The sequence below is a fragment of the Kitasatospora sp. NPDC048662 genome (genome assembly GCF_055587065.1).
Genome location: NZ_JBVJHA010000002.1, coordinates 758,434 through 774,900, shown reverse-complemented (window position 1 = coordinate 774,900; position 16,467 = coordinate 758,434). Strand labels below are relative to the sequence as shown.

At 72.0% G+C, this 16,467-nt stretch carries 17 protein-coding genes; 11 read left to right on the top strand and 6 right to left on the bottom strand.

Features of this window, described 5'->3' with window-relative positions; all coding sequences use genetic code 11:
- Positions 1-9 precede the first annotated feature (9 nt).
- The 10 genes from ACZ6R9_RS09435 (at position 10) to ACZ6R9_RS09390 (ending at position 10,005) form a co-directional block, all read left to right on the top strand.
- Positions 10-1,254, top strand: a complete 1,245-nt coding sequence (locus ACZ6R9_RS09435; RefSeq protein WP_380479533.1) for a Rossmann-fold NAD(P)-binding domain-containing protein — start codon at positions 10-12, stop codon at positions 1,252-1,254.
- The gene (locus ACZ6R9_RS09430; protein ID WP_465537441.1) at positions 1,251-1,667 is read left to right on the top strand and encodes a hypothetical protein; all 417 of its coding nucleotides are present in this window, start codon (positions 1,251-1,253) and stop codon (positions 1,665-1,667) included. The genes ACZ6R9_RS09435 and ACZ6R9_RS09430 overlap by 4 nt, the downstream gene beginning before the upstream one ends.
- Positions 1,668-1,682: 15 nt before the next feature.
- Positions 1,683-2,891: an MFS transporter gene (locus ACZ6R9_RS09425; protein ID WP_465537439.1), complete on the top strand. Its 1,209-nt coding sequence runs from the start codon at positions 1,683-1,685 to the stop codon at positions 2,889-2,891.
- Complete coding sequence (locus tag ACZ6R9_RS09420) at positions 2,888-4,732, top strand: Cof-type HAD-IIB family hydrolase (protein WP_380479539.1); 1,845 nt, start codon at positions 2,888-2,890, stop codon at positions 4,730-4,732. The genes ACZ6R9_RS09425 and ACZ6R9_RS09420 overlap by 4 nt, the downstream gene beginning before the upstream one ends.
- Before the next feature lie 17 nt (positions 4,733-4,749).
- Entirely contained in the window at positions 4,750-6,105 is a 1,356-nt protein-coding gene (locus ACZ6R9_RS09415; RefSeq protein ID WP_380479541.1) for a cation:proton antiporter, read from the top strand.
- A 40-nt stretch (positions 6,106-6,145) separates the two neighbouring features.
- Entirely contained in the window at positions 6,146-6,982 is an 837-nt protein-coding gene (locus ACZ6R9_RS09410) for an S-methyl-5'-thioadenosine phosphorylase (protein ID WP_380479543.1), read from the top strand.
- Between the two features lie 111 nt (positions 6,983-7,093).
- Positions 7,094-7,924, top strand: a complete 831-nt coding sequence (locus ACZ6R9_RS09405) for a hypothetical protein (RefSeq protein WP_380479545.1) — start codon at positions 7,094-7,096, stop codon at positions 7,922-7,924.
- Between the two features lie 62 nt (positions 7,925-7,986).
- Positions 7,987-8,592, top strand: a complete 606-nt coding sequence (locus ACZ6R9_RS09400; protein ID WP_380479547.1) for a histidine phosphatase family protein — start codon at positions 7,987-7,989, stop codon at positions 8,590-8,592.
- 47 nt (positions 8,593-8,639) lie between these two features.
- Complete coding sequence (locus ACZ6R9_RS09395) at positions 8,640-9,224, top strand: cupin domain-containing protein (protein WP_465537436.1); 585 nt, start codon at positions 8,640-8,642, stop codon at positions 9,222-9,224.
- A gap of 4 nt (positions 9,225-9,228) precedes the next feature.
- Complete coding sequence (locus ACZ6R9_RS09390) at positions 9,229-10,005, top strand: SDR family NAD(P)-dependent oxidoreductase (RefSeq protein ID WP_465537434.1); 777 nt, start codon at positions 9,229-9,231, stop codon at positions 10,003-10,005.
- 80 nt (positions 10,006-10,085) lie between these two features.
- Here ACZ6R9_RS09390 and ACZ6R9_RS09385 read toward each other — a convergent pair whose 3' ends face one another.
- Together ACZ6R9_RS09385 and ACZ6R9_RS09380 are read right to left on the bottom strand one after the other, a co-directional pair.
- The gene (locus tag ACZ6R9_RS09385; protein WP_465537432.1) at positions 10,086-10,790 is read right to left on the bottom strand and encodes a response regulator transcription factor; all 705 of its coding nucleotides are present in this window, start codon (positions 10,788-10,790) and stop codon (positions 10,086-10,088) included.
- A gap of 379 nt (positions 10,791-11,169) precedes the next feature.
- Positions 11,170-11,664: a nucleoside-diphosphate kinase gene (locus ACZ6R9_RS09380; protein WP_380479870.1), complete on the bottom strand. Its 495-nt coding sequence runs from the start codon at positions 11,662-11,664 to the stop codon at positions 11,170-11,172.
- A 654-nt stretch (positions 11,665-12,318) separates the two neighbouring features.
- Between ACZ6R9_RS09380 and ACZ6R9_RS09375 the strand changes: the two genes are divergently transcribed.
- Positions 12,319-12,759, top strand: coding sequence for a DUF190 domain-containing protein (locus ACZ6R9_RS09375; RefSeq protein WP_465537430.1), 441 nt, complete (start codon positions 12,319-12,321; stop codon positions 12,757-12,759).
- 75 nt (positions 12,760-12,834) lie between these two features.
- On the opposite strand, the gene ACZ6R9_RS09370 is transcribed toward ACZ6R9_RS09375, so the two are convergent.
- The 4 genes from ACZ6R9_RS09370 to ACZ6R9_RS09355 all read right to left on the bottom strand — a co-directional run bounded on the left by ACZ6R9_RS09370 (position 12,835) and on the right by ACZ6R9_RS09355 (position 16,347).
- Positions 12,835-13,572, bottom strand: coding sequence for an isocitrate lyase/PEP mutase family protein (locus ACZ6R9_RS09370; protein WP_465537428.1), 738 nt, complete (start codon positions 13,570-13,572; stop codon positions 12,835-12,837).
- A 43-nt stretch (positions 13,573-13,615) separates the two neighbouring features.
- Complete coding sequence (locus ACZ6R9_RS09365; protein ID WP_465537426.1) at positions 13,616-14,236, bottom strand: mycothiol-dependent nitroreductase Rv2466c family protein; 621 nt, start codon at positions 14,234-14,236, stop codon at positions 13,616-13,618.
- Between the two features lie 297 nt (positions 14,237-14,533).
- Positions 14,534-15,343 carry an ABC transporter permease gene (locus tag ACZ6R9_RS09360; RefSeq protein WP_465537424.1) on the bottom strand — a complete coding sequence of 270 codons (810 nt, stop codon included), beginning with the start codon at positions 15,341-15,343 and terminating at the stop codon, positions 14,534-14,536.
- Positions 15,340-16,347, bottom strand: coding sequence for an ABC transporter ATP-binding protein (locus ACZ6R9_RS09355; RefSeq protein ID WP_465537702.1), 1,008 nt, complete (start codon positions 16,345-16,347; stop codon positions 15,340-15,342). Before ACZ6R9_RS09355 ends, ACZ6R9_RS09360 begins: the two co-directional genes overlap by 4 nt.
- Between the last annotated feature and the right edge of the window lie 120 nt (positions 16,348-16,467).

The window sequence follows — 16,467 nt, the reverse complement described above, 5'->3', positions numbered from 1 at the left end:
GAGCCGGTGTTGACGCGAACCCTGATCTCCGACACGGCGTTCCACCTGGAGCGCGGCTCGGGCCCCGCCGGCCGGGTGCTGGTGGTCGGGGACGACACCGGCACCTCGCGGGCGGGCGCGAGCGCCCAGGGTGTGGCCGTCAGACCCCGGATGCCGCTGCTGACCGACGTGATCCGGGCCTATCCGGCCCGCCCGGCCCGCCTGGTGGTCGCGGCGGACCTGAACGCAGGGAGCGCCTCCTTCCTCGGCCACCTGCGGGCCCTGGCACCGGAACTCGACCTGGCCGCGGTGGTCACCACCGCCGAGGCGGCGGACTCCTCGGTGCGCAGCGCGATCGGCAAGGACGTCGCGCTGCTGGTGCCCGAGCGGACCTCGGACATCGGCCGCGCGGCGGTCGAGTACGCCGGCCGCGCGGCCCGCCGCACCGCCGACCCCGTGATCGTCCAGGGCCCGGTCGGCCAGGCGGTGACGGGACGCGAGAGCGGCCTTCCCGGTGAAGGACTGCGCGGCGTGGTCGAGGGCGCGTCACCCGGCGACGGCCGCCACCGCTGGGCGGCCGGGCGCCGCCCGGAGCTCCCCGTCTACCGCACCGCCGGCAGTCCGCTCGGGGCGCTGGTGAGCCGGCCCGCCGGGGTGTCGATGGCACACGGCCTGGAGTCGGTGCTGCGCCGCCGGCTGGCCCGGACGGTGGCGAAGTCCCGGGTGGTCCTGGTCGGGTACGAGGGAGCGGCGCCGTCCGCGGCCGCGACGCTGCACAGCCTGGGCGCCCTGGTGGGGGTGCACGACCCCGACCCGATCCGGGCCTGCGCGGCCGCCATCGCCGGCCACCGCACCCTCGGCTACCACGAGGCCCTGCAGTGGGCGGACGTGGTGGTCGATCTGACCGGTGAGCTGCTGCGCGACGAGACCGCCCTGAACGGGCTGAAGGACGACAGCGTGGTCCTCACGCCGGAGCCGCAGTGGTGCACCGTGCCGCCCGGACCGCTGCCGGGTCTCGCGATCACCGAGACCTACGAGGGGCTGACCCTCTGCCGGACGGCACAGGGGTCGCTGCACCTGCTCTCCGGGCTGTGCGGTTCGCACGACGGCGGGGAACTCCCCGGGCCGCTGCACGACCTGGTGAGCGCCGAACTCTACCTGTGCGTGCGGGAGTTGGCCGCAAGACCGCACCAGCGGGGCTTCCATCACCTGGGAGCCCCGGAGTGTGCGGACCTGGCGCATCGTTGGTACCAGATCTATGGGGTGGTGTGGTGAACGGCTCGGTGTCCGAGGCGGTCGAGGTCGAGTGGGAGCCGGGGCGCGGCCGGCTGCGGGTGCGGGTCGGCGGGCCGTGGGTGCGGCCCGGAACCGACCAGCCGTCACCCGCGGAGTTCGTCGCGCCGGTGGTGCTGGTCCTCTCGGAGGACAGCACCCCGCTCGACGTGGAGGTCCGCGGACTCCCGGCGGAGGCCGTCCGGCGGCTGTCCCCGTACAGCGCGGTGCGGCACCGGGCCCCGGCCAGTGACGTCGTGTCACTGGACTACGAGGCCGGCTGGCTCTGGGTCCGGCTGGCCGAGGGCAGGGCCGCCCGGCGCCTGCACGCAACGGCCACCGTCCGGCTGGCGCCCGGGGAACGGTTCGGCGGGATCGACCTGGACCTCCGGCCGGGCACGGCCACGGCGAACTGAGACGAGAGCCGGTCAATGACGCACGCCTACCGGGACTGCCTGGGCAGCCCGCACGCCAAGTACCTCTTCGCCACCAACCTGCTCGGCCGCCTGCCCAACGGCATGGCCCCGCTCGGCATCGCCATCTTCCTGCGCTCGCGCCACTTCGACTTCGGCACGGTCGGTTTGATCACGGCGCTGTACGGCCTCTCCATGGCCGTCGGCGGACCGGTGCTCGGGCGCGCGGTGGACCGGTTCGGCCAGCCGCTGGTCCTGGTGCCCAGCGCGATCGGCTCCGCCGCGGGCCTGCTCTGGCTGATGGCGTCGGACGGCCGGAGCGCGGTGGCGGCGGCCGCCGCCGTCTGCGCGGCCGGCCTGCTCTCACCGCCGTTGGAGCCCTGTCTTCGCACGCTGTGGCCGAGCCTGCTGGCCGACCCCCGGGCGATCTCGGCGGCCTTCGCGCTGGACGCCTCGCTCCAGGAGGTGGTGTTCGTCAGCGGGCCGCTCCTGGTGGTGCTGATCTCGGCCGTGCTCTCGTCCGCGGCAGTGCTGCCGGTGACCGCACTGGCGATGCTGGCCGGCACGGCGGGCTACGTGCTGCCCGCACCGGTGCACCGCTGGCGTGCGGAGCCCCGCCGTCCCGACTGGGCGGGGCCGCTGCGCTCCTCGGTGCTGCGGCGGCTGCTGCTCACCCTGGGCTGCGTCGGGATCGGACTCGGGGCACTCAACATCGCGACGGTCGCCTACCAGGAACATGTCGGCCGGTCCGGCCTCTCCGGTGTCCTGCTCGGCGCGAACGCGCTGGGTGCCCTGATCGGGGGCCTGGTGTACGGCGCCCGGAGCTGGCCGCTGTCGGTCCCGCGCCGGCTGGTGCTGCTGCTGGCCGCCTCGGCGGTCTGCTACCTGCCCCTGGTGGCGCAGGCGTCCCCGCTGCCCACCACCGTCCTGGTCTTCTGCGCCGGACTGTTCCTCGCCCCGATCCTGACCTGCGGGTTCTCCATCATCGGCGAGGTGGCTCCGCGGGGCACCGCCACCGAGGCCTTCGCCTGGATGGTGACGGCGGTGCTCACCGGGAACGCGGCCGGCTCCTCGCTGGCCGGACTGACGCAGCAGCAGGTCGCCCTGTGGGCCGTGCTTCTCATCCCCGGCCTCGCCATGCTCGTCGCCACGCTGGCGGCGACCACGGTGGGGCGCGGGCCGACCGTACCGACCGACACCGCCGCATTGGAAGTGATGAACCGATGAACCGCCTGGTGATCGTCAGCGACCTGGACGGCACCCTCCTCGACCCCGCCGGCCGGATCACCCCCCGGACCCACGCCGCCGTGCGGGCGGCCACCGAGGAGGGACACCTCTTCGTCGTCGCGACCGGCCGCCCGGTGCGGGACGTCCGTCCCATCGCCGAGGCGCTGGGACACCGCTCCATCGCGGTCTGCGGCAACGGCTCGATCTCCTACGACTTCGCCCGCGACGAGGTGGTGGACTACCGCCCGCTGTCCCGGGCGGCGGCGGCGCAGGCGCTGACCGAGATCCGCCGGGCGCTGCCCGAGGCCGCGTTCGGCGCCGAACGCCGGCTCGAACTGGTCCTGGAGGACGGATTCGACCTGGACCCCGCCCTCTGCGGGGAAGCGGTGCGCGGCGCCCGGCTGGAGCAGGTCCTGGACGACCGGGGCTTCGGCAAGCTCATCGTCCAGGCACCCGGAACCGCCCACGACTACTACCGGACGGTGCGCGAGCTGCTGCCGGGCGACTTCGAGGTGACGGTCTCCACCTCGGCGTTCTGCGAGGTCACCCGGGCGGGGGTGGACAAGGCGACGGCCCTGACCCGGCTGGTGCGCCGGCTCGGCGTCGAGCACTGGGAGACCGTCGCCTTCGGCGACATGCCCAACGACCTGCCCATGCTCGCCTGGGCGGGCACCGCCGTCGCGGTCGCCAACGCCCACCCGGATGTGCTGGCCGCCGTCGGCCAGGTGACCGCCGCCAACAGCGACGACGGTGTGGCCCGCCATCTCGAACGCCTGACCGTGACCGAGACCCCTCCGCTGACGAAAGGTCGAACTTCCATGGACGTGGCTCTGCTCGGGACCCGACGGGGTGCCACGCACGCGCGGTGGCTCGTCGGCGCCCCCGACCTCCACCTGACCGCGGTCGCCTGCGCCGGTGACCAGGAGTCGGCGCGGCGGCTCGCCACCGCGCTGGCCCCCGCCGCCGCGGTGACCGACGACGCGCTCGGCCTGCTCGCGACCCGCGAGTCGGGACTCGTCGTGGTCGCCGCGCCCACGGACACCCACGACGAGCTGATCGAGGTGGCCCTGGAGCGCGGCCTGAGCGTGCTGTGCGAGGTGCCGCTCGCGCCGAGCGCCGAGCGGGCCCGCAAGCTCGCCGAGCGCGCCGCGGCCACCGGCGGCGACGCCTTCGTCTCCTTCCAGTGGCGGGAGAACGCCGCCGTCCGGGACCTTCGCGACGCGCTGACGGACCGTCGGCTGGGCGAACTGCTCACCCTGGAGATCGACTTCCACGACGACTCGCAGGCCACCCCGGCGACCGCCTCCCCGTGGCGCCAGCGCCAGGAACTGGCCGGCGGCGGCGCGCTGGCCGAGCTCGGGACCCACGCGTTCGACCTGCTGCGTTTCACCACCGGGGCCGTTGACTGGGCGGTCGAATGGGGCTGGACCGAGCAGCTCCACGCGCAGCGCATCGGTACCCATGGTCCGGTGCCCACCGACGTCGACGACCTCGCCCAGTGCTGGCTGCGGGCGTCCGCCACCCGCGCCCGGGTGGCGGTGTCCCGGATCAGCGCCGGTCACCGCCGGCTCGAACTCTTCGCCCTGGGCAGCCTCGGCAGCGCCCGCCTGGTGGCCGACCCCAGCGACGGCTCGGCCGTCCTCACCTTCCGCGGCGGCTCACGCACCGCCCAGCAGACCTACGCCCCCACCACCATGAGCCCCTACCCGCGCCTCGCCGGCACCCCCGGTGCCCGGGCCGACCTGGCGACCTTCGAGGACGGGCTGGCGGCCGCCGAACTGGTCGAACAGGCCGTGCGGGCGAGCAGGCAGCCGGCCGGCCGCGCCACCTCGGGGGAGTAGCCGTGTCGCCGAGAACCGTGGACGTCGCGCACATCCTGATCGCCCTGGTCGCCCTGCTGGGCGCGGCACACATCGGCGGGTACCTCTTCCACGCGATCCGGCAGCCGCCGGTGATCGGAGAGATCCTGGGCGGCCTGTGCCTGGGGCCGACCGTCCTGGGACAGCTGGCTCCCGGGGCGCAGAAGTGGCTCTTCCCGTCCGGCGGCCCGACGCCCGCCGTCCTCGGCGCGCTGTACCACCTCGGGCTGCTCCTCCTGGTCTATCTGACGGGCACGGAGATGCGGGGGCGACGGGCCAGGACCGAGCGCCGGACGGTGCTCTCGGTGGCGGTGTCCGGCCTGGTCCTGCCCTTTCTGTTCGGGCTGCTGGTCGCCATGGCGGTCGATCTGAACGGCCTGGCCGGCCCGCACGGCTCGTCCGCCACACTGGCCCTGATCTTCGGAATGGCCGTGGCCATCACGAGCATTCCGGTGATTTCCAGAATCATGATGGATCTGGGCGTCATCGACACCGCGTTCGCCCGCATCGTTCTCGCCGTGGCGGTGGTGGAAGACATTCTTCTCTATGTGGTCCTGGCCGTCACCCTCGGCCTGGCGCAGGCCCGGACGGGAGATTCCTACGGCCTGCCGAAGGCCCTCGGAATCGACACCATCGGGGAATCCATCGCGTATTTCACGCTCGCCCCACTGGTGTTCATGCTACTGTTTGCCTGGCGCGGTCGAATATGGTTCGAAAAGCTGGCCGCCACGCGTTTCAATATGATCGAGGGCCGCGCCCCCGCAGCTTTCCGCATGATCCTGGTCTTCGTGATGTGCGTCGCCGCCATCGGCCTGGGGATCGACCCCGTGTTCGGGGCGCTGATGGCCGGGCTCTGCGCCGCCGTCCCGTCCCGGAAGGGCACGACCCCGGCGTCGGCGGGGGGCGAGGAGCCCGGGGCGGCGCTCAAGGAAATGACGCTGGCGTTCTTCGTCCCGGTGTATTTCGCGGTCGTGGGGCTCCGGCTCGATCTCGCCCGCCACCTCGACGTGGTGTTCTTCTGTTGGTTCCTCGCCTTCGCCTGCGTCGTCAAGTCGATCAGCGTCTGGCTGGGTGCGAGGCTCGCCGGGCAGGACAACTCCTCGGCGGCCAACATCGCGATCGCCATGAATGCGCGGGGCGGCCCGGGGATTGTCCTCGCCTCGACCTCCTTCGCCGCCGGGGTGATCAACGAGAACCTCTTCACCGCGCTCGTCCTGCTCTCCCTGGTCACCTCGCAGGCGGCGGGAGCATGGCTCGGAAGAATCGTTCGGCGGGGTCTTCCGCTGACCGTCCCGGAAAAGCCCGGGGCGCCGGAGGCCGAAGAAACGGAGGGCGCCGCCAGAATTCCCGCATGACTTGGACACAGCAGTTCCAGACGACTCCATGGGGCATTTGATGAGTGAAATTGACGGCGCCGAGATAGGCGTCATCGGCGGATCGGGCTTCTACTCCCTCCTCGACGGCATCACCGAGGTGGCGGTCGACACCCCGTACGGCGCGCCGAGCGACAAGCTGCTGCTCGGGGAGGTGGCCGGCCGGCGGGTGGCCTTCCTGCCGCGCCACGGGCGCGGCCACTCGCTCCCCCCGCACCGGATCAACTACCGCGCCAACCTCTGGGCGCTCCGGTCGGTGGGCGTGCGCCAGGTGATCGCCCCCTGCGCCACCGGCGGACTGCGCCCCGAGTTCGGACCCGGGACCCTGGTGGTGCCCGACCAACTGGTGGACCGCACGTACGGGCGCGAGCAGACCTTCTACGACGGCGAGCCGCGGGCCGACGGCCTGCGCCCCAACGTCGTCCACATCCCGCTCGCCGACCCGTACTGCCCCGACGGCCGGCGGCAGGCCGTGGCCGTCGCCGGCCGGGCCGGCTGGGAGCCGCAGGACGGCGGGACCCTGGTCGTGATCCAGGGGCCCCGGTTCTCGACCCGCGCCGAATCGCGCTGGCACGCGGCCCAGGGCTGGTCGGTGGTCGGCATGACCGGCTACCCCGAGGCGGCCCTCGCCCGCGAACTCGGCCTCTGCTACACGTCCATCGCGATGGTCACCGACCTCGACGCGGGCGTGGAGGTCGGTGAAGGGGTCACCCACGAGGAGGTCCTCAAGGTCTTCTCGGAGAACATCGAACGCCTGCGCACCGTCATCCTCGACCTGGTGACCGAGCTCCCCGCCGAGCGGAACTGCCTCTGCAGCAAGGCCCTCGACGGTGTGGACACCGGCCTGCCGCTCCCCTGATCCGAAGGCACCTCAGAAAGCACCTCTGAAGGCACATCCGAAGGCACCGGCTTCCCACCCACCATGACACCTCCCCGGGAGACCGGGGGGACGAGCGAAGGAAGTGACACCGTGACCACCACGCCCAAGATGCCGGAGAACGAGGCCGTCTACACCAAGAAGGGCGACTTCGTAGTGTTCAATCAGCTCGCCCTGAAGATCGAGATGGACGCCGTCTCCAACGAGGACTACTACGCCTGGCTGGACGACATGGCCGCGACCATCGGCGACCTGGTGCCGGGCGCCCAGATCGCCGAGAAGGAGAACGCGCGGGTCACCCCGCCGCTCAACACGGCGATCTACTACGACACCGAGGACTTCCGCATCCTGAACACCGGTGCGCTGCTGCGGACTTCCTGCAACAAGATCACCCACGCCTTCTGCGCCTTCAAGGCCGCACAGGACGAGAACCACGTCCGCAAGGACCACCGCTACGTCTTCGACGGCGAGGAGAAGCGCACCATCCAGGCCGCCCCCGACTCGCCCGAGGCCGTGGCCGTCGTCAAGCGGCTGCTCGCCCGCACCGACATCGAGCACCCCGGCCGGCACCTGGAGGAGAACTACGGCATCCCGCCCCAGGAGCTGTTCCCGGCCCTGAAGCTGGACGACTACCGCTACACGTTCTTCGTCTGGCTCGACAAGCGCGACGCGCTCCGGTGCAGCATCGACCGGGCGTTCGTCAGCAACCTCCGCCTTCCGGAGGCCGAGCGCGAGGTCAAGCCGGTCAGCGAGGTCGAGCTGGCGATCTACCCGCGGATCGACCCCGAGGTGGCCAAGGACCCGCGGGTGGTCGAGCTGATCAAGACCCTGTCCGAGAACCTCTGCAAGCGGTTCGACACCCGGGTGACCGCGGACATCAAGTACCAGCGCTCGGCCAAGGCCCTGGGCATGGGCAACCGCTGAGCCGACGACAGCGGGCGGACGGCGGGCGGATGGCGAGCAGACCGAGCGGACGGAGAGGCGATATGAAGATCTACCTGGCCCGGCACGGGCAGTCGACCTGGCAGCTCGATCCGAGCGACGACCTGGACACCCCGCTCAGCGACACCGGGCACCGGCAGGCACAGCTGCTCGCCGCCTGGCTCGCCGACCACCCGGCCCTCGACCACAAGGGCCGGCTGGAGGTCGCCGCCCTCCGCACCAGCCCGCTGAAGCGCGCGCAGGAGACGGCCGGCCACCTCTCCCGGGCACTGGACCTTCCGGTGGAGATCCAACCCACCCTGGCGGAGGCCCCGTTCCACGTGGTGGACGAGCTGCCGCGGGCACCGGCTCCGTTCGAGCCGGTGCCCGCCGGGTACCGGCTCTCCGAGCGCTACCTCCGGTTCCAGAAGCAGGCCGGGGAGGCGCTGGCCGAACTCGCGGAGCTGAGCGAACAGATCGACGGCCCGGTCCTGGCCGTCACCCACGGCGGGCTGATCAAGACCGTGCTGCGGGTGATCGCGCAGACCGATCTGACGTGCTTTCAGATCTACAACAGCGGTATCGTGGCGCTGGATTGGAAGAACGGGCGGTGGCGCCTGCTCCACCTCAATCTCTGGGACCACCTGCCGCCCGAGCTTCGAATGACCTGATCCATCCCGCCCCGCCCGGGGGCCGGGCCCGGCCATGGAACGGATGCATGAGCGACAGTCAGAAACCCACGGCCGCGGAGCTCGCCGAGCACTTCCGACTGAACCCCATGCCGCTGGAGGGCGGCCTCTTCCGCCGCACCTGGTCCGGCGCTCCGCAGCAGGACGGGCGGGCGGCCGGATCGGCGATCATGGTGCTGCTCTCGGCGGAGGACGGCACGTTCTCCGCCATGCACCGCCTCCCCGGCGACGAGGTCTGGCACCACTACCTGGGCGCGCCGGTCGAGATGGTCCTCCTGCACCCGGACGGCAGCGGTGACGTCGTGGTGCTCGGTCCCGACGTGCTGAACGGCCAGCAGGTCCAGCTGATCGTCCCGGGCGGCACCTGGATGGGCGGATCGGTGGCCCCGGGCGGCGACTGGTCGCTGTTCGGCTGCACGATGGCGCCCGGGTTCGTCGCCACCGACTACGAGGGCGGGGAGGCCGACGAGCTCTGCGCCCGGTATCCGCGGCTGGCCGACCGGATCCGGGCGCTCTGCCGCCCGGGCCAGCCGCTGCGTCATCCCGCGGATGCCTCGCCGGACCTCCTCGTCGGCGAATCAGAGGACCTCGTCAACGACGGACCGGAAGGCTGAGCCCGTGGCAGACTCTCTTCGGCTTCCCGACCTGAGCGGTCAGGTCGCCCTGGTGACTGGCGCCGGGGGCGGGATCGGCCGGGCCATCGCCCGGCAGTTCGCCCTCGCGGGGGCGAAGGTCGTGGTGCACTACCGCACGGCGGCGGGCGCCGCCGAAGCCGTCGTGCGGGCGATCGAGGACGAGGGCGGCGCGGCGTTCGCCGTCGGTGCCGACCTGGGCCAGGAGGGCGAGTGCCGGCACCTGGTGCAGGCCGCGGTCGAGCGCTTCGGCCGGCTGGACGCCCTGGTCAACAACGCGGGGCTGCAACCCACCCAGGATCTGGCCGGGATGGAACTCGCCGACTGGCGGGCCGTGGTGGACACCAATCTGAGCAGCGTCTTCTCCTGCACCCAGGCGGCTGCCGCCGTCATGCGCGGACAGGGCGGGGGGTCGGTCACCCACATCGCGTCCATCGAGGGCACCCAGCCGGCGCTTCGGCACGCGCACTACGCCTCGTCCAAGGCGGCGATCATCATGCACGCCCGGGCGGCCGCACTGGAGTACGGCGCGGCGGGAGTGCGCGTGAACAGCGTCTCGCCCGGGCTGATCGACCGGGACGGCCTCGCCGAGAACTGGCCCGAGGGCGTGGAACGTTGGCAGCGGGCCGTACCGCTGGGGCGGCTCGGCCGGGCGAGCGACGTGGCCAACGCCTGCGTCTTCCTCGCCTCACCGCTCGCCGAGTGGATCAGCGGGCACAACCTGGTGGTCGACGGCGGAGTCTCGGCTCGTCCCACCTGGTAGTCGCACGCGTGGACGATCGGCAGCGGCCACCAGGCGGGACGGGCGGAACTCAGCGCGGGACGGGCGAGCTCGCGGCGGGATCAGGTTGCCGAGACGATGCCGAGGTCGACGGCGGCCAGGGCCATCTCGGTCCGGTTGCTGCAGTCGAACTTCACCAGCAGGTTGGAGACATGGCGCTTCGCGCCGTGGATCGAGATCCCGAGCGAACTGGCGATCTGCTGGTTCCCCTGCCCCTGCGCCAGCAGGGTGAGGACCGCGCGTTCGCGTTCGGTCAGCCGGCCGGGGCTGCGGAGGTTTCCGGTCCGGCCGCGTTGGGCGATCAGTTCCCGGGCCATCGAAGCGGGCAGCGGCATCTCGCCCCTGAGCAGCTTCTCGAAGGTGTTCTGCAGGTCGGCCACCGTGAGGTCGAAGCCGAGGAGGTAGCCGTCCGCCGGTTGTGCGGTGGCCTGGATCAGGCGTGCGCGCTGCTCGTTGGGGAGGGTGATCAGGAGCTTGGTTCGGCTGCGGAGGTGCGGCAGGACCGGTCCGAGGCAGTCCACCCGGGAGTTCAACGGCAGGACGCACACGTCGAACTGCTCGTTCTCCGAAAGGTGTTGTGCCTCGTCCGCCCTGCGCAGCACCTTGGCCCGGCCGATCGCCGGGACCTGGCCCAGCAGGGTGGGCAGCCCGTAGTAGGAGATGTCGTCGTGCGCGAGCCAGAGGACCGACAGGCCGCCGGCGCGGGGGGCGCTCTGGCCTGTCGTGTTCAGCCCGGACTGGACGTTCTGTGGTGTTGGGTAAGACACGTGTCCCTCATCGTCCTGGGGGTGACCAAGCGCTTTCCGGTGAGGTGCACTTGATGGACGCCGACTGACTGTTGGCCGGTGGTTCAGCAGGGCGACTTGCCCGCGCGCTGCCGGTCGGGCTGGCGTGCGGTGGCCGGGAGCATGCGTCACCGAGGTGCGCACACGCGCCGACTGGCAGGGGCTCACGGCGAACGGCGAGGATCACTGCGACAGTGGCGCGGGCAGGTGGACCGGAAGAATCGTCCTGTCACACCCACCACTGCCACATCCCCCGGCGTGTCCTCGTCAAACACCCACCCTGTGACGATCGTTACACTATCCGTTAATCCGCGCAAGTGTGGCACAGAATCCACACGCGACTCCTGGCAGCCCATCCGACTCAGCCGCTGAAGGCCCCGGCTGCTGTCGGATAGTCGAACAACTCCGGCTTGCTGAACCAGAGTTCGATCTCCTGCTCGGCCTCGGCCCGGTTGGCCGAGGCATGGACGAGGTTGGCGACGCCCTTGCCGGTGGCGAGCGTCGCGGCCGGGCTGTGGTGCGAGAAGTCGCCCCGGATGGTGCCGGGGGCCGCCTCGCTCGGAAACGCGTGGCCCAGCATTTTCCGCATGGTCGCCACCACGTCGAAGCCCTCGAGCGCCAGCGCGATCACCGGCCCCTGCTGCATGAACCTGGCCGTCATCGCGTAGACCTGATCCCCGTGCCGCTCCGCCAGGTCGAAGTAGTGGCGACGGCAGAGATCCGCGTCCATCCACCGCATCTTCGCCCCGACGATCCGCAGGCCGGCGTCCTCGAAGCGGGCGATGATCCGGCCCGCCAGTCCGCGGGCCAGCGTGTCCGGCTTGAGCAGCACCAGCGTTCGTTCGGTGCCGGGCACCGGAGCGCCCCCGCCGGTGCGGGGATCCGCGTCGCAGAGGTTCTGGTTGGCGTACGCGCGCTCGCCGGTGACCTCGCGCCCGAACCAGGCCGGCGGCACGAACTCCGCCGCCGCCCCGGTGTCCTCGAACTCGACCTCGACCGTCATCAGGCCCGCCAAGTGACCCTCGTACACGTCGAGCTGGGCGACGCCCTCCGGGAGGGTGACCAGGCTGCGCCGCTTGGCCACCCGGGCGCCGTCGGTGGCCGGCCAGAGCTCCGCGAACTGGGCTGCCGTCAGCGGGGATTCGTACTCGATCCGCTCAAGTCCGCTGCCCTGCTTGACGGTGACACTGAACTCCTCTCCCTGCTGCCGCACCCGAACCTCGCAGACGCCGGTCCCGCGCGCCAGATAGCCCTGCCTGACCGGCACGGGGTCGGCCGTCGCCGCCGGGTCGGGGAGGGAAGTGACCAGGAATTTCCGTTCGATCTCGATAGGCACTCGGCGATCCTCCGCCAGGGACGCGCCCCTCGAGTAGGTGCACCTTGAGGCCTGCACTTTCGAGCTGCCCGATGGTGCAGCTCTGATGGCGCACTTGTCCTCCCGGGCGGGGCGGCGAAGCATGGCACACACCGTTCCGGCATCCGGAAGGGTGACAGCTGGCAGGGAGGGGCTGTGCGACCGCTGGAACCGACCGCCGAGGACGCCGGTCGCCCGAACGCCTGGACCACCTCGCCGGCCACCCGCCTCACCATCTCCTTCCCCGACGGAACCCTCTGGCGGCACACCCCGCTCAGCCACGAGATCATTCGGCGCGCCAAACAGGCCGGAATCGCATACGCCCACGCCACCCGGGCGATCGAAGGCATCGGCCCCGACGGGCGCATCCACAGCACGCGGATCCTGAGCCTGACCGACGCCGTACCGATCGTCGTCACCGTCATCGACAGCCCGGTCGGGATCGAACGCTTCCTCGACCAGCTGACGGAGATCAGCGGCAGGGCGACCGTGGTGATGGATCAGGTGCACCTCGTCGGCTTCCACACCGCGGCCGATGCGCCCGGCCACCACCGCTCACGCCACGCGCTGCCCGCTCCGGGCGGCGACCAGGACTGAAGCGGCGCAGGCCCGCCGCCCCGATCCGGGCGGAGGGCCTGCGGCCTGCCTGGTCACTGCGGGTTCACCGCGAGGTCACTGCGGGGCGAGGCGCTGGGCCAGGGCGGTGATATCGGCGGCCGAGTGCTTCTGGAGCGAGCCGCCGTAAGTGACCCGGGCGGCGCCGAGCGCGCCGAGCTGGGCCGGAGTGGTGGTGTCGAGATGGCAGAGCGCGTTCAGCGGGGCCCCGATGCCGGCGGCCAGATCGGGGATGGCGGACTCGGGGGCGAGGATCGGGTAGATCACGTCCGCACCCGCGTCGAGGTAGAGGGCGGCGCGCTCGACGGCGGACTCGACCGCGTGGTCGCCGAACAGGAAGGTGTCCACCCGGGCGTTCAGCACCAGACGGTCGCCGGCGGCGGAGCGCACCTCGGCGAGCCAACCGGCATGCTGCGCCGGGTCCTTGAGCTGCCCGGTGGCGGCGGTGGAGTCCTCCAGGTTGCAGCCGATCACCCCGGCCTCCAGCAGGCGCTCGACGATCTCGGCGGGGGAGAGACCGTAGCCGGCCTCGATGTCGGCGGTCACCGGGACGCCGACCGAGCGGGTGATCCGCTTCAGCGCGGCGAACATCTCGTCGGCGGGGGTGTCCTCGCCGTCCCGGTAGCCGAGCGCGGCGGCGACGGCCGAGCTGGACGTCGCCAGCGCGGTGAAACCGGCGTCCGCGAACGCCCGTGCGCTGACCGCGTCCCAGACGTTGGGAAGGACCAGCGGGTCTGCGGGCTCGGTGCGGTCGTGCAGGGCCAGGAACTCTCCGGCGGTCATGATGACGGTCATCGGGCGGTCTCCTTCTGCTCGTGGGTGCGGGGGGCTTCGCCGGTCAGTCGAAGTTGAGCGATCCGGTGCGGGTGCGCTTCAGCTCGAAGAAGTCCGGGAAGCCGGCCAAGGTCCGGGCGGCGTCGAAGAGGGCGGCGGCCTGCTCGCCGCGCGGGATCGAGTTCAGCACCGGCCCGAAGAAGGCCACCCCGTCGATGTGGATGGTCGGGGTGCCGACGTCCTCGCCGACCGGGTCCATGCCCTCGTGGTGGCTCTTGCGCAGCGCCTCGTCCCACTGGTCGGTCCCGGCGGCGCCGAGCAGCTCCGCGGGCAGGCCGACCTCGGCGAGGGCCTCGGCGGCGACAGCGGGGAAGTCCTTGTTCCCGCCGTTGTGGATGCGGGTGCCCAGGGCCGTGTACAGCGGAGCCAGCACCTCCTCGCCGTGCTGCGCCGCGGCGGCGGTGCAGATCCGGGTGAGGGCGAGCGAGTTGTCCACCAACTCGCGGTACCAGTCCGGGAGGTCACGGCCCTCGTTCAGCACGTACAGACTCATCACGCGGAACCTGAGGTCCAGCTCGCGGAGTTGCTGGACCTCCAGGATCCAGCGCGAGGTGATCCAGGCGAAGGGGCAGGCCGGGTCGAAGTAGAAGTCGACCTTCGCGGTCGGGGTGGTGCTGGGGGTCAACGCGGCGCCTCCGGTCTCGACTGCGGCGAAGGCTCTCCCTGCGCCGGCAGACGGTGATTGACCAACGAAGAGTACGTCGGGCCGGGTTGACGCACCATCACGTTCCTCGCGCGGCGCGCGCTCCTCGGGGTGGGCGCCCGGAAACGGTGATGGAGGCCCGGGAGGAAGGTGCCGAGGCCGGAGGGCCAGGCATGACGACGGCCCGCCGCGCCCTGAACTCCCGTGCGGTGGCGGGTGGTTCACGGCGGGGACGGGCCGGTCGGGCGTTTCGGTCGGGCGTTCCGGTCAGGTGGCGTGTCAGCCGCGGCGGGGTTCCCAGCGGAGCAGGCGGCGGGAGAGGGCGAAGGCGGCGGCCAGCCAGGCGGCGACCAGGAGCAGGGACGGGGCGGCGGACGTCCAGCCGTGCAGCAGGTCCAGTTCGGGCAGGGGGCCGCCGGTCCAGCTCTCCGTGCCGAACTCGCGGCCGAACCAGGCGGTGCGCAGTCCGCGGATCACCGGCGAGAGCGGGAGGGCGCTCGCCGGGCCGTGCAGCCAGTCGGGCAGGGCGGAGACCGGGGTGAACACGCCCGCCCCGAACATGCAGAGCACCAGGACGGGCGTGGCGACCAGGGGTGCGGTCTCGGTGGTCGGGGTGAGCCCGGAGAGTGCCACCGCCAGGACCGAGAACAGCAGGTAGCCGACGAGGAGCGTGAGCAGCAGCAACCCGGGGTCGGCCGGCAGCGGCGCGCCGAACCAGCCCACCGCGACGCCGCCCAGCACCAGCGCCTGGATCAGCACCACCACCGCGCCCGCGCCCAACTGCCCGGCGAAGACCGCGCTCGGCGGGCACTCGGTGCCGCGCAGCCGCTTGAGCACCAACTCCTCGCGGCGCGCCACCACACTGCCCAGCAGGTTGACGAACGAGGTCACCAGGGCCAGCCCGAGCAGCCCGACCGCCACGTACCCGGCGGCGTTCACCCCGCCGATCTGCTTCTCCCGCAGCGGCGCGGCCACCACCAGGTTGAGCAGCACCGGCAGCAGGAACCCGATGAAGGTGGACCGCCGGTTGCGCCAGAACACCTTCCAGGACAGGCCGAACTGGCCCTTGGCGTACGTGAACCAGCTCATCGGGACGCTCCCTCGGTGGCGGTGGCGGTGGCGGTGGCGGTGGCGGTGGCGGTGGCGGTGGCGGAGTGGGAGGCGGTGGAGGTGTGGTGGTGGGCGGCGGCCAGGTCGAGGAAGACGTCCTCCAGGGAGCTGGAGCGGACCTCCAGGCCGTCGAGCTCGATGCCCTGCGCGGCCGACCAGGCGTGCAGCGCGGCCAGCGCGGGCGCCGAGCGCGGGACCCGGTACACGGCCCGGCCGTCCGCCAACGACGGGGCGGTGCCGAGCAGTTCGGGGAGGGCGGCAAGCGTGCGTCCGGGCGGCAGCGGCAGGGTGATCAGGTCGCCGCGGCCGGACAGCACCTCGTCGACGGTGCCCGCGGCGGCGATCACGCCGCCGTCCATGATGGCCACCCGGTCGGCCAACTGCTGGGCCTCCTCCAGGTAGTGGGTGGTCAGCACCACCGTGGTGCCACCCGCCCGCAGTTCCTCGACCAGCCGCCAGGTGGCCCGGCGCGCCTCCGGGTCCATGCCGGTGGTCGGCTCGTCCAGGAACAGCAGCTCGGGGTCGTTCAGCACCGCCAGCGCCAGGTCCAGCCGGCGGCGCTCGCCGCCGGACAGCTGGCCGACCCGGGTGCCGGCCTTCGGCTCCAGCGCCACCCGGGCCAGCACCTCGGCGGTGGGCCGGGCCCGGCTGGTGAAGGTGCGCCAGCAGTCGACGGTCTCCCGCACCGTCAACTCCTTGAAGAACCCGCCCTCCTGGAGCATCGTGCCGGTGCGCCGGCGCACCCGGGTGCCCGCCGTGAACGGATCCAGGCCGAACACCCGGACCCGGCCGGAGGTCGGCGGGTGGTAGCCCTCCAGCACCTCCAGCGTGGTGGTCTTGCCCGCGCCGTTGGTGCCGAGCAGAGCGAACAGCTCACCGCGGGCGATGGAGAAGGAGATGCCGCGCACCGCCTCGTAGTCGCCGTAACTGCGCCGCAGATCCACGACCTCCACGGCCGGACAATTCTCGGAAAGAGGTGTCATGAATGCAGCGTGACGGGTGCGTGCGAGGATCTGCAAGTAGCGCATCATCGCAGGTCGGAGTATGTGCAAAATGTCATCTCGGGCAGTGACATTTACGCTCCCGGGAATCTGACATCTCCT